Annotated in this window: 23 protein-coding genes; 18 read left to right on the forward strand and 5 right to left on the reverse strand. The window is 71.9% G+C overall.

Features of this window, described 5'->3' with window-relative positions; translation table 11 throughout:
- Window positions 1-94: 94 nt before the first annotated feature.
- The 4 genes from trpB (at window position 95) to lgt (ending at window position 4,103) form a co-directional block, all read left to right on the forward strand.
- Window positions 95-1,384, forward strand: coding sequence for a tryptophan synthase subunit beta (gene trpB / locus N4G70_RS04830; RefSeq protein ID WP_261711098.1), 1,290 nt, complete (start codon window positions 95-97; stop codon window positions 1,382-1,384).
- On the forward strand, window positions 1,381-2,196 hold the full coding sequence (gene trpA / locus N4G70_RS04835) for a tryptophan synthase subunit alpha (protein WP_261711099.1): 816 nt from the start codon (window positions 1,381-1,383) through the stop codon (window positions 2,194-2,196). The genes trpB and trpA overlap by 4 nt, the downstream gene beginning before the upstream one ends.
- A gap of 84 nt (window positions 2,197-2,280) precedes the next feature.
- Window positions 2,281-3,105 (forward strand): thioredoxin domain-containing protein, encoded by an 825-nt coding sequence (locus N4G70_RS04840; RefSeq protein ID WP_261711100.1) that lies wholly within the window; start codon window positions 2,281-2,283, stop codon window positions 3,103-3,105.
- Window positions 3,106-3,185: 80 nt separating this feature from the next.
- Complete coding sequence (lgt, locus tag N4G70_RS04845) at window positions 3,186-4,103, forward strand: prolipoprotein diacylglyceryl transferase (protein ID WP_261711101.1); 918 nt, start codon at window positions 3,186-3,188, stop codon at window positions 4,101-4,103.
- 332 nt (window positions 4,104-4,435) lie between these two features.
- On the opposite strand, the gene rbsK is transcribed toward lgt, so the two are convergent.
- On the reverse strand, window positions 4,436-5,323 hold the full coding sequence (rbsK, locus tag N4G70_RS04850) for a ribokinase (protein ID WP_261711102.1): 888 nt from the start codon (window positions 5,321-5,323) through the stop codon (window positions 4,436-4,438).
- Between the two features lie 213 nt (window positions 5,324-5,536).
- Here rbsK and N4G70_RS04855 point away from each other — a divergent pair, with 213 nt between their 5' ends.
- From N4G70_RS04855 to N4G70_RS04895, 9 genes are all read left to right on the forward strand, one after another.
- Window positions 5,537-6,268, forward strand: a complete 732-nt coding sequence (locus N4G70_RS04855; protein ID WP_261711103.1) for a VIT1/CCC1 transporter family protein — start codon at window positions 5,537-5,539, stop codon at window positions 6,266-6,268.
- A gap of 410 nt (window positions 6,269-6,678) precedes the next feature.
- Window positions 6,679-11,244, forward strand: a complete 4,566-nt coding sequence (gene gltB / locus N4G70_RS04860; protein ID WP_261711104.1) for a glutamate synthase large subunit — start codon at window positions 6,679-6,681, stop codon at window positions 11,242-11,244.
- Window positions 11,237-12,697, forward strand: coding sequence for a glutamate synthase subunit beta (locus N4G70_RS04865; protein WP_261711105.1), 1,461 nt, complete (start codon window positions 11,237-11,239; stop codon window positions 12,695-12,697). The genes gltB and N4G70_RS04865 overlap by 8 nt, the downstream gene beginning before the upstream one ends.
- 177 nt (window positions 12,698-12,874) lie before the next feature.
- A complete protein-coding gene (locus tag N4G70_RS04870; protein WP_261711106.1) occupies window positions 12,875-13,093 on the forward strand; it encodes a hypothetical protein in 219 nt (72 codons plus the stop codon).
- Window positions 13,090-14,220, forward strand: a complete 1,131-nt coding sequence (locus N4G70_RS04875; protein WP_261711107.1) for a hypothetical protein — start codon at window positions 13,090-13,092, stop codon at window positions 14,218-14,220. The genes N4G70_RS04870 and N4G70_RS04875 overlap by 4 nt, the downstream gene beginning before the upstream one ends.
- A 72-nt stretch (window positions 14,221-14,292) precedes the next feature.
- On the forward strand, window positions 14,293-14,916 hold the full coding sequence (locus N4G70_RS04880) for a LysE family translocator (protein ID WP_261711108.1): 624 nt from the start codon (window positions 14,293-14,295) through the stop codon (window positions 14,914-14,916).
- A gap of 124 nt (window positions 14,917-15,040) precedes the next feature.
- Window positions 15,041-15,760 carry a VWA domain-containing protein gene (locus tag N4G70_RS04885; RefSeq protein WP_261711109.1) on the forward strand — a complete coding sequence of 240 codons (720 nt, stop codon included), beginning with the start codon at window positions 15,041-15,043 and terminating at the stop codon, window positions 15,758-15,760.
- Window positions 15,757-16,293: a HutD family protein gene (locus tag N4G70_RS04890; protein ID WP_261711110.1), complete on the forward strand. Its 537-nt coding sequence runs from the start codon at window positions 15,757-15,759 to the stop codon at window positions 16,291-16,293. The genes N4G70_RS04885 and N4G70_RS04890 overlap by 4 nt, the downstream gene beginning before the upstream one ends.
- A gap of 126 nt (window positions 16,294-16,419) precedes the next feature.
- On the forward strand, window positions 16,420-17,139 hold the full coding sequence (locus N4G70_RS04895) for an SDR family oxidoreductase (RefSeq protein WP_261711111.1): 720 nt from the start codon (window positions 16,420-16,422) through the stop codon (window positions 17,137-17,139).
- A 54-nt stretch (window positions 17,140-17,193) separates the two neighbouring features.
- Here the strand turns inward: N4G70_RS04895 and N4G70_RS04900 are convergent, their stop codons facing one another.
- A complete protein-coding gene (locus N4G70_RS04900) occupies window positions 17,194-18,174 on the reverse strand; it encodes an acyl-CoA dehydrogenase family protein (RefSeq protein WP_261711112.1) in 981 nt (326 codons plus the stop codon).
- Entirely contained in the window at window positions 18,171-19,340 is a 1,170-nt protein-coding gene (locus tag N4G70_RS04905) for an acyl-CoA dehydrogenase family protein (RefSeq protein ID WP_261711113.1), read from the reverse strand. Before N4G70_RS04905 ends, N4G70_RS04900 begins: the two co-directional genes overlap by 4 nt.
- A gap of 54 nt (window positions 19,341-19,394) precedes the next feature.
- On the opposite strand from N4G70_RS04905, the gene N4G70_RS04910 reads away from it, so the two are divergent.
- From N4G70_RS04910 to N4G70_RS04930, 5 genes are all read left to right on the forward strand, one after another.
- Entirely contained in the window at window positions 19,395-20,183 is a 789-nt protein-coding gene (locus N4G70_RS04910) for an SDR family oxidoreductase (protein ID WP_261711114.1), read from the forward strand.
- 18 nt (window positions 20,184-20,201) lie between these two features.
- The gene (locus N4G70_RS04915) at window positions 20,202-20,816 is read left to right on the forward strand and encodes a TetR/AcrR family transcriptional regulator (RefSeq protein ID WP_261711115.1); all 615 of its coding nucleotides are present in this window, start codon (window positions 20,202-20,204) and stop codon (window positions 20,814-20,816) included.
- Window positions 20,817-20,842: 26 nt separating this feature from the next.
- Window positions 20,843-22,000 (forward strand): acetyl-CoA C-acetyltransferase, encoded by a 1,158-nt coding sequence (locus N4G70_RS04920; RefSeq protein ID WP_261711116.1) that lies wholly within the window; start codon window positions 20,843-20,845, stop codon window positions 21,998-22,000.
- 204 nt (window positions 22,001-22,204) lie between these two features.
- Complete coding sequence (locus tag N4G70_RS04925; RefSeq protein WP_053727847.1) at window positions 22,205-22,408, forward strand: cold-shock protein; 204 nt, start codon at window positions 22,205-22,207, stop codon at window positions 22,406-22,408.
- A gap of 132 nt (window positions 22,409-22,540) precedes the next feature.
- Window positions 22,541-24,262, forward strand: coding sequence for a DEAD/DEAH box helicase (locus N4G70_RS04930; protein WP_399034152.1), 1,722 nt, complete (start codon window positions 22,541-22,543; stop codon window positions 24,260-24,262).
- 19 nt (window positions 24,263-24,281) lie between these two features.
- On the opposite strand, the gene N4G70_RS04935 is transcribed toward N4G70_RS04930, so the two are convergent.
- Together N4G70_RS04935 and N4G70_RS04940 are read right to left on the reverse strand one after the other, a co-directional pair.
- A complete protein-coding gene (locus N4G70_RS04935; RefSeq protein ID WP_315904223.1) occupies window positions 24,282-25,220 on the reverse strand; it encodes a tyrosine-protein phosphatase in 939 nt (312 codons plus the stop codon).
- Between the two features lie 31 nt (window positions 25,221-25,251).
- The gene (locus N4G70_RS04940; protein WP_261711381.1) at window positions 25,252-26,301 is read right to left on the reverse strand and encodes a nitronate monooxygenase family protein; all 1,050 of its coding nucleotides are present in this window, start codon (window positions 26,299-26,301) and stop codon (window positions 25,252-25,254) included.
- Between the last annotated feature and the right edge of the window lie 32 nt (window positions 26,302-26,333).

Genomic DNA, 26,333 nt, shown 5'->3' on the forward strand with positions numbered 1-26,333 from the left:
CGCACAACCACGCGCACCCGCACGGCGTTCGGCGCACTCGTGCCCACCAGCCAACCCAGGACCCGGGGCCGCGACGCCCCCGCGAGGTATCCGCATGTCCCACGAGAACGAGTTCTTCGTACCCGACCCACAGGGTCAAGTCCCCAGCGCCGAAGGGTACTTCGGCGCCTACGGCGGCAAGTTCATCCCCGAGGCGCTGGTCGCCGCGGTCGACGAGGTGGCCGTCGAGTACGACAAGGCCAAGCACGACCCCGCCTTCGCGGCGGAGCTCAACGAGCTGATGGTCAACTACACCGGCCGGCCCAGCGCCCTGACCGAGGTGCCCCGCTTCGCCGAACACGCGGGCGGCGCCCGGGTGTTCCTCAAGCGCGAGGACCTCAACCACACCGGCTCGCACAAGATCAACAACGTGCTCGGCCAGGCGCTCCTCACCAAGCGCATGGGCAAGACCCGCGTCATCGCCGAGACCGGAGCCGGCCAGCACGGCGTCGCCACGGCCACCGCCTGCGCCCTGTTCGGCCTCGACTGCACCATCTACATGGGCGAGATCGACACCCAGCGCCAGGCCCTGAACGTCGCCCGGATGCGGATGCTCGGCGCCGAGGTCGTCCCCGTCGCCTCCGGCAGCCGCACCCTCAAGGACGCCATCAACGAGGCGTTCCGCGACTGGGTCGCCAACGTCGACCGCACCCACTACCTCTTCGGCACGGTCGCGGGACCGCACCCCTTCCCCGCGATGGTGCGCGACTTCCACAGGGTGATCGGCGTCGAGGCCCGCCGCCAGATCCTGGAGCGCGCCGGACGCCTGCCCGACGCGGCCGTCGCCTGTGTCGGCGGCGGTTCCAACGCGATCGGCCTCTTCCACGCCTTCATCCCGGACGCCTCCGTACGCCTCATCGGCTGCGAGCCCGCCGGGCACGGCGTGGAGACGGGGGAGCACGCGGCGACCCTGACCGCGGGCGAGCCAGGCATCCTGCACGGCTCGCGGTCCTACGTCCTCCAGGACGAGGAGGGTCAGATCACCGAGCCCTACTCGATCTCGGCGGGCCTGGACTACCCGGGCATCGGCCCCGAGCACTCCTACCTCAAGGACATCGGCCGCGGCGAGTACCGCGCGGTCACCGACGACGCGGCGATGCAGGCCCTGCGGCTGCTCTCGCGCACCGAGGGCATCATCCCGGCCATCGAGTCGGCGCACGCCCTCGCGGGCGCGCTCGACGTCGGCAAGGAGCTCGGCAAGGACGGCCTGATCGTGATCAACCTGTCCGGACGCGGCGACAAGGACATGGATACGGCCGCCCGCTACTTCGGCCTGTACGGCACCGACGCCGAGGTGGCCGCCGACGCCGCGGGCCTCGCCGAGATCGAGGGAGACGCCAAGTGAGCGGGAACCTGACTCTGCTGGACGACACCCTCGCCCGCGCGAAGGCCGAGGACCGCGCCGCGCTCATCGCCTATCTGCCCGCCGGGTTCCCGACCGTCGACGGCGGCATCGAAGCGGTCAAGGCCGTCTTCGAGGGTGGCGCCGACATCGTCGAGGTGGGCCTGCCGCACAGCGACCCGGTCCTGGACGGCCCGGTCATCCAGACCGCCGACGACATCGCCCTCAAGGGCGGTGTGCGCATCGCGGACGTGCTGCGCACGGTCCGCGAGGCCCACGCGGCCACCGGCAAGCCGGTCCTGGTCATGACGTACTGGAACCCCGTCGACCGCTACGGCGTGGAGCGCTTCACCGCCGAGCTCGCCGAGGCGGGCGGCGCCGGCTGCATCCTGCCCGACCTGCCGGTCCAGGAGGCCGGGCTGTGGCGCGAGCACGCCGAGAAGCACGGCCTGGGCACGGTCTTCGTGGTCGCGCCCAGCAGCCGGGACGAGCGCCTCGCCACGATCACGGCGGCCGGATCCGGCTTCGTCTACGCGGCTTCCCTGATGGGCGTCACGGGCACCCGCGCCTCGGTCGGCGCCTCGGCCGAGAACCTGGTGGGCCGCACCCGCGCCACCACCGACCTCCCGGTCTGTGTGGGCCTCGGCGTCTCCAACGCCGCCCAGGCCAAGGAGGTCGCCGCCTTCGCCGACGGCGTCATCGTCGGCTCGGCCTTCGTCAAGCTCATGCTGGACGCCCCCGACCACGCGGCGGGCCTCACCGCCGTACGGGAACTGGCGGCCGAGCTCGCCGAGGGCGTTCGCAGGACGTCGTAGCGCGCTCGTCGCACAGCTCACCCGTACGGGTGGAAGTCGGACCGGGGAGGCACGAGCGTGCCTCCCCGGTTCGTTGCTGCGGGTGTGAGTGACAAGAACCCCGATGCGAAAAGGGCCGCGCGCGACCGGCTCATCCAAGAACGTGAACAGCACAAGGCCGGAGAGCGCCGCAGGCGGCAGCTCATCGTGGCCGGCGCCGTGGTGGGCGTGCTGGCCCTGGCCGCCGTGATCGGCGTGATCGCGGCGAACGCGGGCGGCAACGACAGCGCCAAGGGCGCGAGCACCGCCGGCCCGGTCGTCGCCCCCACCGGAGCCGACGGCAAGGACGCCCTGGCCATCCCGGTCGGCGCCGCCGACGCCCCCTCCACGCTCACGGTGTGGGAGGACTTCCGCTGCCCGGCGTGCGCCGCGTTCGAGAACGGAATGCGCTCCACGATCCACGAGCTGGAGACCAAGGGCCAGATCCGTGTCCAGTACCACCTGGCCACCCTCATCGACGACAAGACCCGGGGCGGCGGCTCGCTGCACGCGGCCAACGCGGCGGGCTGCGCACAGGACGCGGGCAAGTTCCCCGCGTACCACGACGTCCTCTACACCAACCAGCCCGACGAGATGGACGACGCGTACGCGAAGAACGCCAAGCTGCTCGATCTGGCCAAGAAGGTGCCGGGCCTGGACACCCCCGCCTTCCGCTCCTGCGTCGAGAACGGGACGCACAACAGCTGGGTCGTGAAGTCCAACGAGGCCTTCCAGGCGGGCCACTTCAACGGAACGCCGACCGTGCAGCTCAACGGCGAATCGATCTTCCCGACCAAGGGCGGCGAGCAGATCTCCCCGGCCACGTTCAAGAAGTGGGTCGCCCAGGCCAACAAGGGCAAGCCCGCCGGCAAGGCGAGCCCGGCCTCCTGAGCCCGGGGGCCTCTCGTTACTCATAAGTTGCCGGGCGGGTTGCCGCTGCGCCCGCCCGGCACGGTAGCGTCGTCCCTGCCATGGAACTTGCCTTCATCCCCAGCCCGTCGACCGGTGTGATCCACCTCGGACCGATCCCGCTGCGCGGCTACGCCTTCTGCATCATCATCGGTGTCTTCGTCGCCGTCTGGTACGGCAACAAGCGGTGGGTCGCCCGCGGTGGCCGCCCCGGCACCGTCGCCGACATCGCCGTGTGGGCGGTGCCCTTCGGGCTCGTCGGCGGCCGGCTCTACCACGTCATCACCGACTACCAGCTGTACTTCGGCGACGGTGAGGACTGGGTCGGCGCCTTCAAGATCTGGGAGGGCGGCCTCGGCATCTGGGGCGCGGTCGCGCTCGGCGCGGTCGGCGCCTGGATCGGCTGCCGCCGCCGCGGCATCCCGCTTCCCGCCTGGGCCGACGTGCTGGCCCCCGGCCTCGCCTTCGCCCAGGCCATCGGCCGCTGGGGCAACTGGTTCAACCAGGAGCTGTACGGCCGGCCCACCGACGTCCCCTGGGCGCTGAAGATCAGCGAGGCCCCGAACCGGATCGCGGGCACCTACCACCCGACGTTCCTGTACGAGTCGCTGTGGTGTGTGGGCGCCGGCTTCCTGGTCATCTGGGCCGACCGCCGCTTCAAGCTCGGCCACGGCCGCGCGTTCGCGCTGTACGTCGCGGCGTACTGCTCGGGCCGGTTCTGGATCGAGGCCATGCGCGTCGACGAGGCCCACCACATTCTCGGGGTGCGCCTGAACGTCTGGACGGCGGCCGTGGTGTTCCTGCTGGCCGTGGCCTACATCGTGATCTCCGCGAAGCTGCGGCCCGGCCGCGAGGAGATCATCGAGCCCGGCGCGCAGGACGACACGCCGGTCTCCCTGGACAAGGACGAGTCCCCGAACTCCCCGGACGAGCCGAAGGCGGATTCGGCGATCCCGGACCCGGAGCCCAAAAAGGCCTGACCGAGCCGGGTGCTCCCCTGGGGCTCCGCCCCAGACCCCGCATCGCGCCTGAAGGGCGCTCGTCCTCAATCGCCGGACAGGCTGAGGTGGCCTGCACTGGCCAGCCCCGAGCGCTTAAGGGGCGCGGGGAACTGCGCGAGAAGCGGGCACGGTCCGCACACGACGTGGGGTTTCAGGGGCGCGGGGAACTGCGCGCCCAGCCCAAGACGGCCCGCACCCGAAAAGCAGCCCCTCCGGCGTGTGAGGAGCGGGGGCTCGGGGGCGGAGCCCCCGCGGTCCCGGTCGGCACGAACAACCCTGGCCCGCCCCGAAACTCCCCGCCCCCCGGAGGGCTACCCGTCGATCTCCCCCCGATACGGCATGGACGTCGCCGCCCCCGGCCGCTGCACCGAGAGCGCGGCCGCGCTGGACGCCCAGGTGAGCGCGTCGATCATCGGGCGGCCCTCGGCGAGAGCCACCGCGAGGGCGCCCACGAAGGTGTCACCGGCGCCCGTCGTGTCCACCGCGGTGACCGGCGGCGCCAGCACGGCCACCGGCTCCGGCTGCGACCGGGACGCGTACAGACAGCCCCGCGCGCCCAGCGTGATCACGACCTCGGGCACCTGCGCGAGCAGCGCCTCGGCGGCGCGCTGCGGGTCGCCCGAGACGCCGGTGAGGGTGGCGGCCTCGTGCTCGTTGGGCACCAACAGGTCGGTGGCGGCGAGGAGTTCGGCGGGCAGCGGCTGGGCGGGCGCGGGGGTCAGGATCGTACGGACTCCGTTGCGCCGGGCCGTTTCGGCGCCCTCCAGGACCGCGCTCATGGGCAGTTCCAGCTGGAGCAGCAGGGACCGGGCCTCGGCGATCACCGCGCGGTCGGCGTGGCTGAGCGAGGTGACCGAGCCGTTGGCGCCGGGGATGACCACGATCGAGTTGGCGCCGTCGCCGTCGACCACGATGTGGGCGGTGCCGGTGGGGCCCTCGGTGGTGCGCAGCAGATCGATGTCGACGCCCGAGCCCTCGAGCGTGGCGCGCAGCCGCCCGCCGAACTCGTCCGTGCCCACCGCCCCGATCATCGCGACCTCCGCCCCGGCCCGGGCGGCGGCGACGGCCTGGTTGGCGCCCTTGCCGCCGGGGATGGTGCGGAACTCGTGTCCTGTGACGGTCTCACCGCTGCGGGGCGCGGTCGTGACGTAGGCGACGAGGTCCATGTTGGTGCTGCCGAGCACGGTGATCCGGGTCATGCCGGGATTGTCTCCCGAGGGCGGCCGGTTATGTGACCGCGAAGGGCCCGGCGCGTTCGGCGGGGCGGTCCCCGAAGCCCGCTCCAGGTGAGCCCAACCTCACTAAGTAAGGCCTTGCTTGCTGGCGGGGCCCTTACATCGAGCGTAGTTTCGAGGGTGTTGAGGGGGCGCGGGACGTGAACGGTGCCCGCTGCTGGAAGCAAGGGGATAGCTGTGTCCATCATCGATACCGACGCGACGCTGCACGAGGCGCACCGCGACAACCACACCCACCGCGATGTCAACGGTGGTTGGCTGCGCCCGGCCGTGTTCGGCGCGATGGACGGCCTGGTCTCCAACCTCGCCCTGATGACGGGTGTCGCCGGTGGCGAGGTCTCGCACCGCACGATCGTCATCACCGGACTCGCCGGACTCGCGGCCGGCGCCTTCTCGATGGCGGCCGGCGAGTACACCTCGGTCGCCTCGCAGCGGGAGCTCGTCGAGGCCGAACTCGCCATCGAGCGGCGGGAGTTGCGCAAGCACCCGGCCGACGAGGAGCGCGAGCTCGCCGAGTTGTACATGTCGCGCGGCGTCGAACCGGAGCTGGCCCGCGAGGTCGCCCGGCAGCTTTCGCAGGACCCCGAGCAGGCGCTGGAGATCCACGCCCGCGAGGAGCTCGGCATCGACCCCTCCGACCTGCCCTCGCCCACGGTGGCCGCGGTCTCCTCCTTCGCCTCCTTCGCGCTGGGCGCGCTGCTGCCCCTGCTGCCGTATCTGCTCGGCGCCTCCGCGCTGTGGCCGGCGGTGCTGCTCGCGCTCGTGGGCCTCTTCGGGTGCGGCGCGGTGGTCGCCAAGGTGACGGCCCGCTCGTGGTGGTTCAGCGGTGTGCGCCAGCTCGCCCTCGGTGGCGCGGCGGCCGCCCTCACCTTCGGGATCGGCTCCTTCTTCGGAACGGCCATCGGCTGACGGACGACGAGGGCCCCGCGCACGGGGCCCTCACGCACAGGGACCCTCGCTCGGGGCCCTCACGCGCGGACATCACACGGGGCGGCGCCACTCGGCGCCGCCCCGTGTGACATTCGTCCTGCGCGTCGCGGCCTCCTGGGCCGTAGAATGACGGAGTATGCAGAGGCCCACATAACTAATCGTTACTCGGCGGTTTCACAGCCGTAACGGCCGGGCATAGGCCGTACACACCCGAGAACCGCACTCCTGTGCGCCCCCGTGGGCAATGAAGCCCGCAGCCGGGTGTCCGCATGCTGGAATGCACTATCCGGTTCCCGAGATACGTTCCATCATGTAACCTGCACCAAATTTCGCAGAGGGCCAACGTCGTCCCTCGGCAAGCACATGCCACGACGACGACGGGAGAGCCGATGCGTTCCGACGCCTGGTCGCCCATGGACGGTCGCCCCGCCCAGCAGGGGATGTACGACCCCCGTAACGAGCACGACGCCTGTGGCGTCGGGTTCGTGGCCACCCTCACCGGGGTTGCCAGCCATGAGCTGGTCGAGCAGGCCCTGACCGTACTGCGCAATCTGGAACACCGCGGGGCCACCGGCTCCGAGCCGGACTCCGGCGACGGCGCCGGCATCCTGCTCCAGGTCCCGGACGCGTTCCTGCGCGAGGTCACGGATTTCGAGCTGCCCGAGGCGGGCTCGTACGCCGTCGGTATCGCCTTCCTGCCGCTGGAGGAGACCGCCGAGGCCGTCTCGGCCATCGAGACGATCGCCGGCGAGGAGGGCCTCACGGTCCTCGGGTGGCGTGAGGTCCCCGTCACCCCCGAACTGCTCGGCAACGGCGCCCGCGCCACCATGCCCGCCTTCCGCCAGCTCTTCGTGAGCGACGGCGTCACGTCCGGCATCGCGCTCGACCGCAAGGCCTTCGTGCTGCGCAAGCGCGCCGAGCGGGAGGCCGGTGTCTACTTCCCGTCGCTCTCCGCCCGGACCATCGTCTACAAGGGCATGCTGACCACCGGCCAGCTGGAGCCGTTCTTCCCGGACCTCTCCGACCGCCGCTGCGCCACCGCCGTCGCCCTCGTGCACTCGCGGTTCTCCACCAACACCTTCCCCAGCTGGCCGCTGGCCCACCCGTACCGCTTCGTCGCGCACAACGGCGAGATCAACACGGTCAAGGGCAACCGCAACTGGATGGTGGCCCGCGAGTCCCAGCTCGCGTCGAACCTGTTCAACTCCGGCGCCGGCAAGATCGACCGGATCTTCCCCGTCTGCACCCCGGACGCCTCCGACTCCGCCTCCTTCGACGAGGTGCTGGAGCTCCTCCACCTCGGCGGGCGCTCGCTGCCGCACTCGGTCCTGATGATGGTCCCCGAGGCGTGGGAGAACCACGAGTCGATGGACCCGGCCCGCCGCGCCTTCTACCAGTTCCACGCCACGATGATGGAGCCCTGGGACGGACCGGCCTGCATCACCTTCACCGACGGCGTCCAGGTCGGCGCGGTCCTCGACCGCAACGGGCTGCGCCCGGGCCGCTACTGGGTGACCGACGACGGCCTCGTGGTGCTGTCCTCCGAGGTCGGCGTGCTCGACATCGACCCCGCGAAGGTCGTCCGCAAGGGCCGCCTCCAGCCGGGCCGGATGTTCCTCGTCGACACCGCCGAGCACCGCATCATCGAGGACGACGAGATCAAGGCGTCCCTCGCCGCCGAGAACCCGTACCAGGACTGGCTGGAAGCCGGCGAGATCGAGCTGGAGGACCTGCCCGAGCGGGAGCACATCGTGCACACCCACGCCTCGGTCACCCGCCGCCAGCAGACCTTCGGCTACACCGAGGAAGAGCTCCGCGTCATCCTCGCGCCGATGGCCCGCACCGCCGGTGAGCCGCTCGGCTCCATGGGCACCGACTCGCCGATCGCCGCGCTCTCCGCCCGCCCCCGGCTGCTCTTCGACTACTTCACGCAGCTCTTCGCGCAGGTCACCAACCCGCCGCTCGACGCGATCCGGGAAGAACTCGTCACCAGCCTGCGCTCCACGCTCGGCCCCCAGGGCAACCTCCTGGAGCCGACCGCCGCCTCGTGTCGCAGCGTCACGCTGCCCTTCCCGGTCATCGACAACGACGAGCTGGCGAAGCTGATACACATCAACGCGGACGGCGACATGCCGGGCATGAAGGCCGCGACGCTCTCCGGCCTCTACCGGGTCTCCGGCGGCGGCGACGCGCTGGCCGCCCGCATCGAGGCCATCTGCAAGGAGACGGACGCCGCGATCGAGGGCGGCACCCGCCTGATCGTGCTCTCCGACCGGCACTCCGACGCCGAGCACGCGCCGATCCCCTCGCTGCTGCTCACCGCCGCCGTCCACCACCACCTCATCCGCACCAAGCAGCGCACCCAGGTGGGTCTGCTCGTCGAGGCCGGTGACGTCCGCGAGGTGCACCACGTCGCGCTGCTCATCGGCTACGGAGCCGCGGCGGTCAACCCCTACCTCGCGATGGAGTCCGTCGAGGACCTGGTCCGGGCCGGCACCTTCATCGAGGGTCTGGAGCCCGAGCAGGCCATCCGCAACCTGATCCACGCGCTCGGCAAGGGCGTCCTGAAGGTCATGTCCAAGATGGGCATCTCGACGGTCGCCTCCTACCGGGGCGCCCAGGTCTTCGAGGCCGTCGGCCTCGAAGAGGCCTTCGTGCAGAAGTACTTCATCGGCACCGCCAGCAAGATCGGCGGCGCGGGCCTCGACATCATCGCCAAGGAGGTCGCCGCCCGGCACGCCAAGGCGTACCCCGCCTCCGGCGTCCCCTCGGCGCACCGCGCCCTGGACATCGGCGGCGAGTACCAGTGGCGCCGCGAGGGCGAGCCGCACCTGTTCGACCCGGAGACGGTCTTCCGCCTCCAGCACGCCACCCGCACCAAGCGGTACGACATCTTCAAGCAGTACACCGGCCGCGTGAACGAGCAGTCCGAGCGGCTCATGACGCTGCGCGGCCTGTTCGGCTTCAAGGGCGACCGCCCGTCGATCTCCGTCGACGAGGTCGAGCCGGTCAGTGAGATCGTCAAGCGGTTCTCGACCGGCGCCATGTCGTACGGCTCGATCTCCCGCGAGGCCCACGAGACCCTCGCCATCGCCATGAACCAGCTGGGCGGCAAGTCCAACACGGGTGAGGGCGGCGAGGACGCGGACCGCCTGTACGACCCGGCGCGCCGCTCCTCGATCAAGCAGGTCGCCTCCGGACGCTTCGGCGTGACCAGCGAGTACCTGGTCAACGCGGACGACATCCAGATCAAGATGGCGCAGGGCGCCAAGCCTGGCGAGGGCGGCCAGCTGCCCGGCCACAAGGTCTACCCGTGGGTCGCCAAGACCCGGCACTCCACCCCGGGTGTCGGTCTGATCTCGCCGCCGCCGCACCACGACATCTACTCCATCGAGGACCTGGCTCAGCTGATCCACGACCTCAAGAACGCCAACCCGGCCGCGCGCATCCATGTGAAGCTCGTGTCCGAGGTCGGCGTCGGAACCGTGGCGGCCGGTGTCTCCAAGGCGCACGCGGACGTCGTCCTGATCTCCGGCCACGACGGCGGTACGGGTGCCTCGCCGCTCACCTCGCTCAAGCACGCGGGCGGCCCCTGGGAGCTCGGCCTCGCCGAGACCCAGCAGACGCTGCTGCTCAACGGCCTGCGCGACCGCATCGTGGTGCAGACCGACGGCCAGCTCAAGACCGGCCGCGACGTGATCATCGCCGCGCTGCTCGGCGCCGAGGAGTTCGGTTTCGCGACCGCGCCGCTCGTCGTCTCCGGCTGCGTCATGATGCGCGTCTGCCACCTGGACACCTGCCCGGTCGGCATCGCCACCCAGAACCCGGTCCTGCGCGACCGGTTCTCCGGCAAGCCCGAATTCGTCGTGAACTTCTTCGAGTTCATCGCCGAAGAGGTCCGCGAGATCCTCGCCGAGCTCGGCTTCCGCACCATCGAGGAGGCCGTCGGCCACGCCGAACTCCTCGACACCGACCGGGCCGTGACGCACTGGAAGGCCCAGGGCCTGGACCTCGCGCCGCTGTTCTACGTGCCCGAGCTGCCCGAGGGCGCCGTGCGCCACGCGGTGATCGAGCAGGACCACGGCCTGGAGAAGGCGCTGGACAACGAGCTCATCAAGCTCGCCGCCGACGCCCTGGAGGCCGACAGCGCCGAGGCCGCCCAGCCGGTCCGCGCGCAGATCGCGATCCGCAACATCAACCGGACCGTGGGCACCATGCTCGGCCACGAGGTGACGCGGAAGTTCGGCGGTGCGGGCCTGCCCGACGACACCATCGACATCACCTTCACCGGCTCGGCCGGCCAGTCCTTCGGCGCGTTCCTGCCGAGCGGGGTGACCCTGCGCCTGGAGGGCGACGCCAACGACTACGTGGGCAAGGGCCTCTCCGGCGGCCGCGTCATCGTCCGCCCGGACCGGGGCGCCGACCACCTCGCCGAGTACTCGACGATCGCGGGCAACACCATCGCCTACGGCGCGACCGGCGGCGAGCTGTTCCTGCGCGGCCGCACCGGCGAGCGCTTCTGCGTCCGCAACTCGGGCGCCCTCGTGGTCTCGGAGGGCGTGGGCGACCACGGCTGCGAGTACATGACCGGCGGCCACGCGGTCGTCCTCGGCGAGACCGGGCGCAACTTCGCGGCCGGCATGTCGGGTGGCATCGCCTACGTCATCGACCTCGACCGGGACAACGTCAACTCCGGGAACCTGAACGCCATCGAGGCCCTGAGCGACACCGACAAGCAGTGGCTGCACGACGTCGTGCGCCGCCACTTCGAGGAGACCGGCTCGACGGTCGCCGAGAAGCTGCTCGCCGACTGGTCCGTCGACGTGGACCGCTTCAGCAAGATCATCCCGACCACGTACAAGGCAGTGCTCGCCGCCAAGGACGCCGCTGAGCTCGCCGGTCTCTCCGAGCAGGAGACCACCGAGAAGATGATGGAGGCGGCGACCAATGGCTGACCCCAAGGGCTTCCTGACCACCGGCCGCGAGGTCGCCAAGACCCGCCCGGTGGGCGAGCGCCTCAAGGACTGGAACGAGGTCTACGTTCCCGGTTCGCTGCTGCCGATCATCAGCAAGCAGGCCGGGCGCTGCATGGACTGCGGCATCCCGTTCTGCCACAACGGCTGTCCGCTGGGGAACCTGATCCCCGAGTGGAACGACTACGCCTACCGCGAGGACTGGCAGGCCGCCTCCGAGCGCCTGCACGCCACCAACAACTTCCCGGAGTTCACCGGGCGGCTGTGCCCGGCCCCCTGCGAGTCGGCGTGTGTGCTCGGCATCAACCAGCCCGCCGTCACCATCAAGAACGTCGAAGTCTCCATCATCGACAAGGCGTGGGACACGGGCGACGTCAGGCCCCAGGCGCCCGAGCGCCTGTCCGGCAAGACCGTCGCGGTCATCGGCTCGGGCCCGGCGGGCCTGGCCGCCGCCCAGCAGCTCACCCGGGCCGGCCACACGGTCGCCGTGTACGAGCGTGCCGACCGCATCGGCGGTCTGCTGCGCTACGGCATCCCCGAGTTCAAGATGGAGAAGGTGCACATCAACCGCCGCATCGAGCAGATGCGCGCGGAGGGCACCAAGTTCCGCACCGAGGTCGAGATCGGCCGCGACATCGACGCCGCCAAGCTGCGCAAGCGCTACGACGCGGTCGTCATCGCGGCCGGCGCCACGGTCTCGCGCGACCTGCCGGTCCCGGGCCGCGAGCTGAACGGCATCCACTTCGCGATGGAGTACCTGCCGCTCGCCAACAAGGTGCAGGAGGGCGACTTCGTGGCGCCCCCCATCACCGCCGAGGGCAAGCACGTCGTGGTCATCGGCGGCGGCGACACCGGCGCGGACTGCGTGGGCACCGCCCACCGCCAGGGCGCGGCCTCCGTCACCCAGCTGGAGATCATGCCGAGGCCGGGCGACGAGCGGAACCCCGGCCAGCCCTGGCCGACGTTCCCCATGCTCTACAAGGTGACCTCCGCGCACGAGGAGGGCGGCGAGCGGGTCTACTCCGTCTCGACCACCCACTTCGAGGGCGACGAGGACGGCAACGTGCAGTCGCTGCACCTCACCGAGGTCGAGTTCATCGACGGCAAGCTGACCCCCAAGCCCGGCACCGAGCGGTCCATTCCCGCCCAGCTCGTCACCCTGGCCATGGGCTTCACCGGCACCGACCAGGCCAACGGCCTGGTCCAGCAGTTCGGTCTCGAACTGGACGCACGCGGCAACGTGGCCCGCGACGCGGACTTCGCGACCAACGTCGACGGCGTCTTCGTCGCCGGTGACGCCGGCCGCGGCCAGTCCCTGATCGTCTGGGCGATCGCCGAAGGCCGTTCCGCGGCCCGCGGTGTAGACCGCTATCTGACCGGCGCGAGCGACCTGCCCGCCCCGATCCGCCCCACGGACCGTGCCCTGACGGTCTGACCCCTCATCGTCCCGCACAACGACGTGCGGAACTGACCGGCGCCCGCCCCACTGTCCCCGACCGGACGACTGGGCGGGCGCCGCGGCGTGTGCGGCCGGGGGCCGCCCGATGTATTGACTAATAGTCAATAACGCTTCACGCTCGGGGCGAGCCGCCGTCCGCCACCGGGAGGTCCCATGAGCAACGAAGCGCTGTCGCGGGTCAGTACGGAGCTGGGGGCCACACCACCGGACAGCCTCGCCCACCTGACGAGCGATCAACTCACCCTGCTGGCCAGCGCGTTGGGCACCGAGCGCGCGCACCGCGCGGCCGGCCTCGAAGAGGCCGCCGAAGCCGCCCTGGGGCTCGTGCCCGCCCTCGCCCGGGGACCCGTCCGCCGCATCCTCTTCAAGTGAGGCCGGTCACCGCCATGGACACCCGCGACGCACTGCGCAACCGCGCCGAGATCGACAAGCTCGCCGCCCTCCTCGACGAGCGTCCCGAACGCCTCGCCTTCCTCGCCGAGCTGCCCACCGACGACCTGCGCACCCTGCGCGAACAAGCCGTGGCCGCCCTGTTCGACCACATGCCCGACATGCTCGACCGCATCGCCAGGGCCACCAAGCTCGTCCCGGCCGGGGTCGCCGCCGCCATCTCGCAGAAGGCCCTCGGCCCGCGCCTCGCCGCCGCCGTCGCGGGCCGCCTGGAACCGGCACGGGCCGCCGACATCATCGACAAGCTGCCCGTCGCCTTCACCGCCGCGTCCTGCGCACACCTCGACCCCCGGCGCATCGAGGGCATCGTCGACCGCCTCGACGAGAACCTGCTCATACGGATCTCGGTCGCCCTCGCCGAACGCGGCGACCACCTCACGATGGGCCGCTTCGTCGGCCATCTGCGCGACTCGGCACTGACCCGCATCCTGCCGCAGGTCGACGACGCGGTGGTGCTGCGCACCGGCTTCGCCGTGGACCAGCCCCAACGCCTGGGCGCCATCGTGGAGTTGATGGGCGAGGGCCGGCTGGCCCGGGTCATCGCCTCGGCCGCCGACGGACTGTGGCCCGAGGCCCTCGCGGTCGCCGGGATGGTGACCGAGGAGCAGCGCGCCAAGATCGCCGCGCTCGCCGCGCGCCTGCCCGAGGACCGGCTCGACACCCTGGTGCGCACGGTCGCCGAGCAGGATCTGTGGGAGGCGCTGCTGCCGCTGGTCGCCCTGCTGGGTGAGGAGGACCGCAGGGCCGTCGCCGTGCTGCCCTCCCTCACCGACCCCGCGATCCTCACCGGGATCGTCCCGGCGGTGGTGGCGACGGCGCTGTGGGCGGAGTTCCTGCCACTGGTGGAACTGCTGCCGGAGCCGTCCCGCAAGGTCGTGGCGGACGCGGCGGGCTCGCTCTCGGACCAGGACCTGGACGCGCTGGCCCGCGAGGTCGACCGGCAGAACCTGTGGGAACCGGTGCTGCCCCTGGTCGAGTTGATGGACGACCCCGCCAAGGAACGCATCTTCGCCCTGCCGTCCTTCCAGGAGCAGAGCGAGGCGCCCTGAGAGCCCCGGATGGCAGAGTGGTGCCGACAGGTGTCGAACCGTCCTGACCATCCATCAAGGGAGCGTCATCTCATGGGTGTTGAGTTCCTGATCACCGCGTTCATCATCGTCGTCGCGCCGGGCACCGGCGCGGTGTACACCGTCGGTACCGGCCTGACGCGCGGGTTTCGCATGTCGGTGGTGGCGGCCTTCGGCTGCACCCTCGGGATCGTCCCGCATCTGGCCGCCGCGATCGCGGGCCTCGCCGCCGTCCTGCACACCAGCGCCGTGGCCTTCGCGAGCTTCAAGTGGGCCGGCGTCGGCTATCTGCTCTACCTCGCCTGGGCGACCCTGCGGGAGAAGGGCGCCATGAGACTCGACGTGCGGGGTGGGGACGAGCCGCAGCGGCGATCGTCGGCGCAGGTCACCTGGACGGCCATTCTGATCAACTTCCTCAACCCGAAGCTGTCCATGTTCTTCCTGGCGTTCCTGCCCCAGTTCGTCCCGGCCGACAGCGGCCACTCGCTCATGCCCATGCTGGAACTCTCGGCCGTCTTCATGGCCATGACGTTCGTCGTCTTCGTGATCTACGGCGCCTTCGCGGCGGGCGTACGCGACCACATCATCTCCCGCCCCAAGGTGCTGGCCTGGATGCGCCGGACCTTCGCCGCGGCCTTCGTGGGCCTGGGTCTGAAACTGGCCGACGCCGGCCGCTGACCCAGGTGCCCCCCGCCCCCAACGGCCGCTCGGCCCTTGGGGGCAGGGCTCGTTGGCGGCCCTGAGGTGGCGTACCCTCGGCACTCCCGACCCGTCGGACGGCGAGCGAACGGAGACCAGGCGCATGTCCGCACTGTCCCTCCAGAAGGTGGAGGAGAGCGCCCCCGCACTCGTCTCCCTCTACAAGAGCGCCGCCGCCTCCCTGGAGAGACACGGGCTCGACGACGAGAGCGCCGCGGTCTACCTCGTCGTCGACTACTCCGGCTCGATGCGCCCGTACTTCAGGGACGGCAGCGTGCAGGCGCTCGCCGACCGGGTGCTCGGCCTGTCCGCCCACCTCGACGACGACGGTCGCGTGCCGGTGGTGTTCTTCTCCACCGACATCGACGCCGAGACGGAGATCGCCCTGGAGAACCATCAGGGCCGTATCGAGCGGATCGTGGCCAACCTCGGCCACATGGGCCGCACCAACTACCACGTGGCGATGGACGCCGTCATCGACCACTACCTCCAGAGCGGCGCGAGCGCCCCCGCCCTGGTCGTCTTCCAGACGGACGGCGGCCCCAGCAGCAGGCTCGCGGCCGAGCGCTACGTCTGCAAGGCGGCCACCCTGCCGATGTTCTGGCAGTTCATCGGGTTCGGCAACCCCCGGAGCCACCAGTTCGACTTCCTGCGGAGACTGGACGAGTTGGCCGTCCCCGAGCGCCGGTGTGTCGACAACGCCGGTTTCTTCGCCGCGGGCACCGACCCCCGCAAGGTGACCGACGCGCAGCTCTACGACCGGCTGCTCGGCGAGTTCCCCCTGTGGCTGCGCGCGGCCCGGGCGCAAGGGATCGTACGGTGAGAGTCCTGCGGGCCGCCGCGCGTGAGGCCGTGCCGTGGCGCAACGGCGGCGGGGTGACCCGGAGCATCGCCGCCCACCCCGAGGGCGCCGGGACCGCGGACTTCGTCTGGCGGGTCAGCCTCGCGGACGTCGGAGCGGACGGCCCGTTCTCCGGGTTTCCCGGAGTGGACCGGATCCTCACCGTCGTCGAGGGCGCCGGGATGGACCTCACCGTGGGCGGCCAACGGCGCCTGGTGGACGAGAAGTTCGTGCCGCAGCGCTTCCCGGGCGACGCCCCCACCGACTGCCGGCTCCTTGCCGGTCCCGTCGTCAACTTCAACGTGATGTTCCGCCGGGGCCACCCCGCCCCCTCGGTCGCCGTGGTGCGGGGCGATGTCACCATCGCGGGACCCGCCCTGGTCGTCGCCCTGGACGCCCCCGCCCGGGCCGGCGGCGTACGCCTGGGCCGCTACGACGCGGTGCACGCCGGGGTGGGGGCGGTGGCGGTAGGGGCCGAGGGCCACGCGGCCGTCGTCACCCTGCCGACGCGGTAGGCCGCACCGGCGGACGGAGAGCGCCGGGCGCCGGGGCCTTCTGGAGCCGCGGCGCCCGGGACGCCCGGGCCGCCGAAAGCTAGAGTCACCTGGTCATTCGACGCGTTCGAGAATCCAGGGGAGTTCATGAACAGCGAGCACGACAACGGCGCGGTCACTCTTGTCACCGGCGGGGCGAGCGGCATCGGCGCGGCGACCGTCCAACGGCTCCTGGACGCGGGCCACCGGGTCACCGTCACCGGCCGCGACCAGGCGAAGCTGGACGCCTTCACCAGCCAACTCGGCGCGGGGGACCGGGTGTTGGCGATCGCCGCCGACACCACCGATCTGGCGTCGATCGGCGCGGCGGTCGAGGCGACGGTCAAGACGTTCGGGCGGCTCGACCACGTCGTCGCCAACGCCGGGTTCTCCACCCACGACAACCTGGCCGACGGAGACCCCGACCACTGGCGCGAGATGCTGCTGGTCAATGTGCTCGGCCCCGCCGTCCTGGTGAAGGCGGCGCTGCCCGCGCTCACCGCGAGCGGGGGACGCGTCGTGATGGTGGGCAGCACGGCGGGGATCAAGAACACCCCGGGCAACATGTACTCGGTCAGCAAGAGCGCCCTGACCTCGCTCGCCGAGAACACCCGGGTGCTCGTCACCGGCTCCGGTGTCGGGGTCACCCTCGTCGCCCCGGGCCGGGTGGACAGCCCGTTCTGGTCCAGCCACCCCACGGGCGTCGTCCCCGACGGCCCCTCGATGACCCCCGGCCAGGTGGCCGAGGCCGTCGTCTGGGCGCTGGCGCAGCCGGCCGGCGTCGAGGTGAACCAGGTGGTGGTCCGCCCCACGGGCCAGCTCCACTGACAGCCCCGGGCCGCCGAACCCCGCCGGCGCCTGCCCGTGGACGGCGCCCTGCGCTCAGCCCGCCAGCACCTGTGCCCGGCACTCGCCCGGCGTCCCCCAGGCGTCCCTGAGCGGGCGCGCCTTGCGCAGCCACAGCGACAGGTCGAGCTCCTCGGTGTAGCCGGTCGCGCCGTGCAGTTGCAGCGCGGTGCGGGCGGCGGCGTACGCGGCCTCCCCGGCCGTCACCTTCGCGGCGGCCACATCGCCCGGCGCGAGGGTGAGCGCCGCTCCGTACAGCAGCGGCCGGGCGAACTCCACCGCGACCAGCGTGTCCGCGAGCCGGTGCTTGACCGCCTGGAAGGAGCCGATGGGCACCCCGAACTGCGTGCGCTGCGAGACGTACGCCACGGTCCGGTGCAGCAGGGCCTCGGCGATCCCGAGGCACTGACCGGCCGCCGCGAGCCGCGCCAGGACCGTGGCGTGGGCGAGCGCGTGGGTCAACTCGGGCCCCGAGGCCAGGAGTTCACCGCCGTCCAGCGGCCGGGACAGGCGCCGTGCCGGATCGGCCGAGCGCTGGACGGGACCATGACCCGGGGCGAGCCGCAGCTCCTGGCCGCGCACGACAAGGACCGCGTCCGCCGCGTCCGCGTCGAGCGCGTAGGGACTCGCCCCCGGGAACAGCACGCTCGCCGCGCAGGCGCCCGAGACGATCGAGGGCAGCAGCCGCTTGGCCGGGCCCTCCTGGCCCAGCTCCGCGAGCCGGGACAGCAGGGCGGCGGCCGCCACCGTCTCCACGAACGGGCCCGGCGCGCCATGGCGCCCCAACTCCACGCAAGCGAGGGCCAGTTCGGCGGGCAGCGGGCCGAGCCCTTCGTACTCCTCGGGCGCCGCGAGCGCGAACACCCCCGCCTCGGCGATACGCGACCACAGGGCGCGCCCGGGCCCCGCGTCCCCCGCGCTCCAGGCCCGTACCGCCGCGGGAGTGTCGGCGGCGGTGAGCATCGCGTCCAGGGAGCGCGCGAAGTCGCGCTGCTGCGCGGTGAGCAGGAACCTCATCGGCGTCCCTTCGGGAGGCCGAGCAGGCGCTCGGCGATGATGTCGCGCTGGATCTCGTTGGTCCCGGCGTAGATCGGACCCGCCAGCGCGAAGAGATGGCTCTCGGCCCAACTCCCGTGCGCGGGCGCCTCATCGGCCTCGTCGGACAGCTCGCCGTAGGGGCCGAGCAGATCGAGCGCGCACTCGTGCAGGGCGATGTCGTACTGCGACCAGAACACCTTGTTGAGACTGGACTCCGCGCCGATGCTCTCGCCGGCGGCGAAGCGCGCGGCGTTCGCGCAGGTGAAGAGCTGGTAGGCGCGCGCCCCGATCACCGCGTCCGCGACCCGGTCGCGCAGCGCGGTGTCCGCAGGGTCGCCCGCGGTGCGCCACAGCTCCACCAGGCGCGCGGCCGAGGCGAGGAAGCGGCCCGGGGATCGCAGCATCAGACCGCGCTCGTTGCCGGTCGTCGACATGGCGATCCGCCAGCCCGCGCCCACCTCCCCGATGACATCCCGGTCGGGCACGAAGACGTGGTCGAGGAAGAGCTCGGCGAAGGCGGGCTTGCCGTCGAGGCGGCCGATGGGGCGCACCGTCACCCCGGGCGCCCGGAGGTCGAACATCAGATACGTCAGACCCTGGTGGGGCCTGGCCGCGTCCGGGTCGGTGCGGAAGATGCCGAAGGCGCGGTCGGCGAACGCGGCCCGCGAGGACCAGGTCTTCTGCCCCGACAGCAGCCAGCCCCCCTCGGTGCGCACGGCTTGGGAGCGCAGGGCCGCGAGATCGGAACCGGCCTCCGGCTCGGACCAGGCCTGCGCCCAGATCGTCGCGCCGCTCGCCATGTCCGGCAGGATCCGGGCCCGCTGCTCGACGGTGCCGTGGTCGAACAGGGTGGGCGCGAGGAGGTTGATGCCGTTCTGCGAGACGCGTCCGGGTCCGCCCGCCGCGTAGTACTCCTCCTCGAAGACCAGCCACCCGAAGATGTCGACGCCCCGGCCTCCGTACTCCCCGGGCCACGACACCACCGACCAGCGGTCCGCGAACAGGCGGGCCTCCCACTCCCGGTGGGCCGCGAAACCGGCCGCGGTCTCTAGGGAGGGAAGGGGAGTGGAGGGGACGTGGGCCGCGAGCCAGTCGCGCGCCTCGGCCCGGAAGGCCTGCTGATCGGGCGTGGGATCCAGGTCCATGGGGGCGGAGCACCATCCTTCCCTAACAAGTGTTTGGTAGGTTAACGTGGCGCCGTGACGGACAACAAGGCTCAGTACGTGCCGGGCCACGGCCTCCTCGACGGCCGCACCGCCGTCGTCACCGCCGCGGCCGGAGCCGGGATCGGCGGGGCCACCGCCCGCAGACTCCTCGAAGAGGGCGCCCGCGTCGTCATCGGCGACGCCCACGCCCGCCGCCTCAAAGAGACCGAGCAGGCGCTCGCCGCCGAGTTCGGGGCGCACCAGGTCGCCTCCCTGCCGTGCGACGTGACCGACGAACAGCAGGTCCAGGCCCTCTTCGCGCTCGCCACCCACGAACACGGCGGACTCGACATCGTCGTCAACAACGCGGGCCTCGGCGGCACCTGCTCCCTCGTCGACATGACCGACGACGCCTGGTCGAAGGTCCTCGACGTCACCTTGGGCGGCACCTTCCGCTGCACCCGCGCGGCCCTGCGCGCCTTCAAGGAGAGCGGCCGCCGGGGCGTCGTCGTCAACAACGCCTCCGTCGTCGGCTGGCGCGCCCAGGCCGGCCAGAGCCACTACGCCGCCGCCAAGGCCGGCGTCATGGCGCTCACCCGGTGCGCCGCGATCGAGGCCGCCGCCTTCGGAGTACGGGTCAACGCGGTCGCCCCCAGCCTCGCCATGCACCCGCACCTGGCGAAGGTCACTTCCGCCGAACTGCTCGAAGAACTCACCGCCCGCGAGGCGTTCGGGCGGTACGCCGAACCCTGGGAGGTCGCCAACGTCATCGTGTTCCTGGCCAGCGGCTACTCCTCGTATCTGACCGGCGAGGTCGTCTCCGTCAGCAGCCAGCACCCCTAGGGGCAGCACAATGGCCGGGTGCCGACGAACAAGAAGAAGACCCAGGTGACCGCCTCGCCCGAGCGGCGGCGCGAACTCCTCGCCACGGCGGCCGAGGTGTTCGCCGCCCACGGCTACAACGCCACCACCGTCCGCAGGATCGCCGACGAGGCCGGTCTGCTCGCGGGCAGCCTCTACTACCACTTCGACTCCAAGGAATCGATGCTGGACGAGATCCTCTCGGCCTTCCTGGACGAGCTGTGGCAGGGGTACGACGCCGTGCTCGCCGCGGGCCTCGGCCCCCGCGAGACGATCGAGGCCCTCGTCACCGAGTCCTTCCGGGAGATCGACCGGCACCGCGCCGCCGTCGCGATCTACCAGAAGGAGTCCAAGCACCTGGCCGCGCTGCCCCGCTTCCACTACCTGACGGACTCCCAGCAGAAGTTCGAGAAGGCGTGGCTGGGGACGCTGGAGCGCGGCGTCGTCTCCGGCGCCTTCCGCGCCGACCTGGACATCCGCCTCACCTACCGCTTCGTACGGGACACGGTGTGGGTCGCCGCGTCCTGGTACCGGCCGGGCGGCCGGCACAGCCCGGAGGAGATCGCCCGCCAGTACCTCTCGATGGTCCTGGACGGAATCGCCGTACGCGCGTAACTGGCGTACAGAATTGGGGAGTTGGCATGACCGAGGCCTACATTGTCGAAGCGGTGCGCACCCCGGTGGGCCGGCGCGGGGGAGGGCTCTCGGCGGTCCACCCCGCCGACCTCGGCGCCCGGGTGCTGACCGCGCTCGTCGAACGCAGCGGGATCGACCCCGCCGCCGTCGAGGACGTCGTCTTCGGCTGTCTGGACACCGTGGGCCCCCAGGCCGGCGACATCGCCCGCACCTCCTGGCTGGCGGCCGGCCTGCCCGAAGAGGTGCCCGGCGTGACCGTCGACCGCCAGTGCGGCTCCTCCCAGCAGGCCCTGCACTTCGCGGCCCAGGCGGTGCTCTCCGGCACCCAGGACCTGGTGGTGGCGGGCGGCACCCAGAACATGTCGATGATCCCCATCGCCTTCGCCTCCCGCCAGGCCGCCGAACCGCTCGGCCTGACCGAGGGCCCCTTCCTCGGCAGCGAGGGCTGGCGGGCGCGTTACGGCGACGCCCCCGTCAACCAGTTCCACGGCGCCCAGCTCATCGCCGAGAAATGGGGCGTGACGCGCGGTGACATGGAGGAGTTCGCGCTGCGCTCCCACCGACGGGCCCTGCGCGCCATCGACGAGGGCCGCTTCGACCGCGAGACCGTGGCCTGCGCCGGCGTCACCACCGACGAAGGGCCGCGCAGGGACACCACCCTGGAGAAGATGGCCGCCCTGAAACCCGTCGTCGAGGGCGGCACGATCACCGCGGCCTGCTCCTCCCAGGTCTCCGACGGCGCGGCCGCCCTCCTCATCGCCTCCGAGCGCGCCGTCGCCGAACACGGACTCACCCCCCGCGCCCGCGTCCACCACCTCTCGGTGCGCGGCGAGGACCCCATCCGCATGCTGTCCGCGCCGATCCCCGCCACCGCGTACGCCCTGAAGAAGACCGGCCTGAGGATCGAGGACATCGACCTCGTCGAGATCAACGAGGCCTTCGCGCCGGTGGCGCTCGCCTGGCTCAAGGAGACCGGCGCCGACCCGGACCGGGTCAACGTCAACGGCGGCGCGATCGCACTGGGCCACCCCCTGGGCGCGACCGGCGCCAAACTCATGACGACCCTGCTGCACGAACTGGAACGCACCGGCGGCCGCTACGGCCTCCAGACCATGTGCGAGGGCGGCGGCCAGGCCAACATCACCATCATCGAGCGCCTGTAACCGCCGTCACGGCGGCCCTCAGCCGCGGCATGCTACTGTTGGCGCGTTGCAGTTTTGGTACCCATATACTTTATGTGCGCCTGACGGGAATGCTCCTCAGGCGCATATTTGTTTTCCGGGTTTCTCCGGATGGGCTCAATGCGGCGACGAGGAATCCGTAATTCCGCGGATTTCCGGAACTGCCCCTGTCTTAGGAGAAATGACATGGCTACTGGCACCGTTAAGTGGTTCAACTCGGAAAAGGGCTTCGGCTTCATCGAGCAGGACGGCGGCGGCCCCGACGTCTTCGCCCACTACTCCAACATCGCCTCCTCCGGCTTCCGTGAGCTCCTCGAGGGCCAGAAGGTCTCCTTCGAGGTCACCCAGGGCCAGAAGGGCCTCCAGGCGGAGAACATTCTCCCCGCCTGATCGCCGACGAGGCGTATTTTGCAGCCGCGGCTTTTGCGGCTCGCGAATTTAGCAGCCGGGGCCCGCACCCTGAAGGTGCGGGCCCCGGCTTGTGCTGTCTTGTCCCAGGAAGGCAAATTCTGTATGACGCGCATGACCAGCAAGCGCTCCGGTGCCGCTTCCGGTGCCGGTACCGGCACCCGTTCCGGCTCCGGTTCCGGTTCCGGTTCCGGTGCACGTAGGGCCTCCGGCCGGCCCGCCGCCAAGTCCGCCAAGCCCGCCAAGGGCCGGACCATGGCGCCGCAGGGCGAGTTCACCCTGCCCGAGACCCTCACCCCCGCGCTGCCGGCCGTCGACGCCTTCGCCGACCTGGACATGCCCGCGGCGCTGCTCAAGACGCTCGACGCGCACGGCGTGACCGAGCCGTTCCCCATCCAGGGCGCCACCCTGCCGAACTCGCTCGCGGGCCGCGACATCCTCGGCCGTGGGCGCACCGGCTCCGGCAAGACCCTCGCCTTCGGCCTCGCCCTGCTCGCCCGCACCGCGGGCCGGCGCGCCGAGCCCAAGGCGCCCCTCGCGATGGTCCTCGTACCGACGCGCGAGCTCGCCCAGCAGGTCACCGACGCGCTCACCCCGTACGCGACGGCCGTCAACCTGCGCCTGACCACCGTCGTCGGCGGTCTCTCCCTCACCAAGCAGGCCAACGCGCTGCGCCGCGGCGCCGAGGTCATGGTGGCCACGCCGGGCCGGCTCAAGGACCTCATAGAGCGGGGTGACTGCTCGCTGGAGAACGTGAGCGTCACCGTCCTCGACGAGGCCGACCAGATGGCCGACATGGGCTTCATGCCGCAGGTCGTGGCGCTGCTCAAGCAGGTCGAGCCGGACGGGCAGCGGATGCTGTTCTCGGCGACCCTGGACGCCAACATCGACCGCCTGGTCCGGATGTTCCTCACCGACCCGGTGGTGCACTCCGTCGACCCGTCGGCGGGCGCCGTCACCACGATGGAACACCACGTCCTGTACGTCATGGACGAGACCGACAAGAAGGCCGTCACCACGCGGATCGCCGCCCGCGACGGCCGCGTGATCATGTTCCTGGACACCAAGCGCTCGGTCGACCGGCTGGTCAAGCGGCTGCTCGCGAGCGGCGTCCGGGCGGGCGGCCTGCACGGCGGACGGTCCCAGCCGCAGCGCAACCGCACCCTGGACCAGTTCAAGAACGGCCAGCTCACCGCGCTGGTGGCGACGAACGTCGCGGCGCGCGGCATCCACATCGACGACCTGGACCTGGTCGTCAACGTGGACCCGCCGACGGACCACAAGGACTACCTCCACCGCGGCGGGCGCACCGCGCGGGCGGGGGAGTCGGGCAGTGTCGTCACGCTCGTGCTGCCCGACGAGAAGCGCGAGATGACCAAGCTCATGTCGTTCGCCGGGATCCGCCCGCGCACGGCCGAGATCAAGTCGAGCTCCGAGGAGCTCGTCCAGGTCACGGGCGCGCGCGAGCCGTCCGGCATCCCCGTCGTCATCGAGGTCCCGGCCCAGCCGGAGCCCAAGCGTGCCGCCTCCGGGGGACGCAGCCGCGGCCGCCGCGGCGGCGGCCAGGGTTCGGGCCAGCCGTCCGCGGCCCGTTCGCAGGGCGCGCGCACGCAGGGTTCGGGCCAGCCGTCCGCCGCCCGCGCGCAGAGCGCCCGCGCCCAGGGTTCGGGCCAGGGCGCGGCCTCCCGCGCCCAGGGCGGACGCACCCAGGGCGCGGCGGCCTCTCGTTCCCAGGGTTCGGCGGCCTCCCGCCAGGGCGCGCCGGCCTCCCGTTCCCAGGGTGGTCGCGGCCGGGGCCAGGGTGGCGCGGCGGGCGCGGGCCGGGGCCGGGGCTGAGCCCTTCCCCGGCGGGCCCTCAGGTCACGAGCCGGGCCCGCAGCGCCGCGAGGTCGCGCAGGCCAAGCCCGAGCCCCTGGGTCAGATACCCGTACAAGTCGCCGTAGAGCGCGGTCAGTCGGTCCAGGGCCGCGTCCAGGTAGTCGACGCGTACCTCCTGGAGCGGGATCAGCAGATCCGGGTCCCGCATCGTGCCGGACTGCTTCAGGGCCGCCCGCAGCGCCGCGTCGGCCGCCGCCCGGAACCCGTTGGACGCCAGGTAGTCCTGCTGGGCCGTCGCGGCGGGCACGCCGAGGGCGCGCAGCAGGACGTAACTCTCCCAGCCGGTGCGGTCCTTGCCGGAGGTGCAGTGGAAGAGCAGCGGGCCACGCGCCGAGGCCAGGTCCTTGAGGGTCGCCCCGAACTCGGCGCGGGCGCCCGGGTCCGAGACGAACGCCCGGTACTCGGCGCGCATGAGCTCCTCCGCCTGGCCGTGGCCCAACATCGCGTCCTGCGTCGCCGGGTCCCTGGAGCCGATCGCGGCCAGCATCCGCGCGTACAGACCGCTGTCGGTGACCGGGCGCGAGATCGGGGCGAGCCCGGCCGGCAGCCGGTCGGGGCCGTCGTACTGGAGCTCCAGGGGCACCCGGAAGTCGACCACCTCGCGCAGGCCCAGCCGGTCCAGCGTCGAAAGGTCCCCGTCCGTCGCCCTGTTCAGCGCGTCGGCCCGGTAGGCGAGCCCGTAGCGGACCCGCGCGCCGTCGTACGTCCCGTAGCCGCCCAGGTCGCGGACGTTCACCGCGCCCTGGAGCACGACCTGGCGGATCGCGGGCGCGGCCTGGCGGTGTGCGCCGGTCACGCCCGGCGGCGCCGATGCCGATGCCGACGCCGTGGCGGGCACGCCGAGCGCCAGCGTCGCGGCGACGGCGGCCGTCACCGCGGCGGCACGTGTCACCGTGCGGCTGCTTCTTCGGTTCACGGGAATCAACTCCCTTGATTTCGGTGGGGGTTCACTCCGCCCGGGGCAGAGCGGCAAGCACGTGCGCGGCCTCGTCCATCACCCGGGCGACCAGTTCGGTGCAGCTCGGCAGGTCCTCGATGAGCCCGGCCACCTGGCCCGAGGCCATCACTCCCAGATCCGTACGGCCCTCGACCATCGCCGCCCTCAGGAGCATCGGGGTGTTCGCCGCCAGAAGTGTCTGACTCCATGTCAGGTCTTTGCCGCGCTTCATCTTCAGGCCGTCCGCGACCAGTTGACGCCAGGTCAGGCCGGAGATCTTCCGGAAGCCCGAGGCGCGGCGCACCGCGTGCGCCAGCGCCCGGGTCCGCCCGGCCCGCTCCAGCGACGCGACGAATTCGGTACGCAGCATGCGGTGCGGCAGGCCGTCCACGGCAGTGGTCACCGTGATGTCCTGCACGGTGGCGCGCAGATAGCGCGCCTTCACCGCGTCGGGCACCGTCGAGTCGGCGGTGAGCAGGAAGCGGGTCCCCATCGCCACGCCCGCGGCGCCGTAGGCGAGCGCCGCCACCAGACCCCGCCCGTCATGGAAACCGCCCGCCGCGATCACCGGGATGTCCACCGCGTCCACCACCTGCGGCAGCAGCACGGTGGTCGCGACCTGCCCGGTGTGGCCGCCGCCCTCGCCGCCCTGCACGATCACCGCGTCCGCGCCCCACGCCGCGACCTTCTCCGCATGCCGGCGCGCCCCGATGGAGGGGATCACGACGACCCCCGCGTCCTTCAGTTCGGCGACGAGGTCACGGGAGGGGGCCAGGGCGAAGGACGCCACGCGCACGCTCTCGTCCACGATGATCCGCACCCGCTCGCGCGCGTCGGCGGCGTCCGCCCGCAGATTGACCCCGAACGGCGCCTCTGTACGGGAGGCCACCTCCCGGATGGCGCGGCGCAGTTCGCCGGCCGTCATCGTCGCGGAGGCCAGGATGCCGAGCGCGCCCGCGTTCGCGGTGGCCGACACCAGACGGGGACCCGCCACCCAGCCCATGCCGGTCTGCACGATCGGATGCCGGACGCCCACCAGCTTCGTCAGGGCCGTCTCGATGCGGGGCGCCCCGAGCGCGGGGGGCGTGGCGG

This window comes from Streptomyces sp. ASQP_92 (genome assembly GCF_025399895.1).
Taxonomy (GTDB): domain Bacteria; phylum Actinomycetota; class Actinomycetes; order Streptomycetales; family Streptomycetaceae; genus Streptomyces.

Coding starts and splice junctions, on each gene's coding strand:
- gltB (WP_261711104.1), top strand. CDS start 6,679: ATGCGTTCCGACGCCTGGTCGCCCATGGACGGTCGCCCCGCCCAGCAG.
- lgt (WP_261711101.1), top strand. CDS start 3,186: ATGGAACTTGCCTTCATCCCCAGCCCGTCGACCGGTGTGATCCACCTC.
- rbsK (WP_261711102.1), bottom strand. CDS start 5,323: ATGACCCGGATCACCGTGCTCGGCAGCACCAACATGGACCTCGTCGCC.
- N4G70_RS04900 (WP_261711112.1), bottom strand. CDS start 18,174: ATGAGGTTCCTGCTCACCGCGCAGCAGCGCGACTTCGCGCGCTCCCTG.
- N4G70_RS04905 (WP_261711113.1), bottom strand. CDS start 19,340: ATGGACCTGGATCCCACGCCCGATCAGCAGGCCTTCCGGGCCGAGGCG.
- N4G70_RS04920 (WP_261711116.1), top strand. CDS start 20,843: ATGACCGAGGCCTACATTGTCGAAGCGGTGCGCACCCCGGTGGGCCGG.
- N4G70_RS04865 (WP_261711105.1), top strand. CDS start 11,237: ATGGCTGACCCCAAGGGCTTCCTGACCACCGGCCGCGAGGTCGCCAAG.
- N4G70_RS04930 (WP_399034152.1), top strand. CDS start 22,541: ATGACCAGCAAGCGCTCCGGTGCCGCTTCCGGTGCCGGTACCGGCACC.
- N4G70_RS04895 (WP_261711111.1), top strand. CDS start 16,420: ATGAACAGCGAGCACGACAACGGCGCGGTCACTCTTGTCACCGGCGGG.
- N4G70_RS04870 (WP_261711106.1), top strand. CDS start 12,875: ATGAGCAACGAAGCGCTGTCGCGGGTCAGTACGGAGCTGGGGGCCACA.
- N4G70_RS04925 (WP_053727847.1), top strand. CDS start 22,205: ATGGCTACTGGCACCGTTAAGTGGTTCAACTCGGAAAAGGGCTTCGGC.
- trpB (WP_261711098.1), top strand. CDS start 95: ATGTCCCACGAGAACGAGTTCTTCGTACCCGACCCACAGGGTCAAGTC.
- N4G70_RS04885 (WP_261711109.1), top strand. CDS start 15,041: ATGTCCGCACTGTCCCTCCAGAAGGTGGAGGAGAGCGCCCCCGCACTC.
- N4G70_RS04880 (WP_261711108.1), top strand. CDS start 14,293: ATGGGTGTTGAGTTCCTGATCACCGCGTTCATCATCGTCGTCGCGCCG.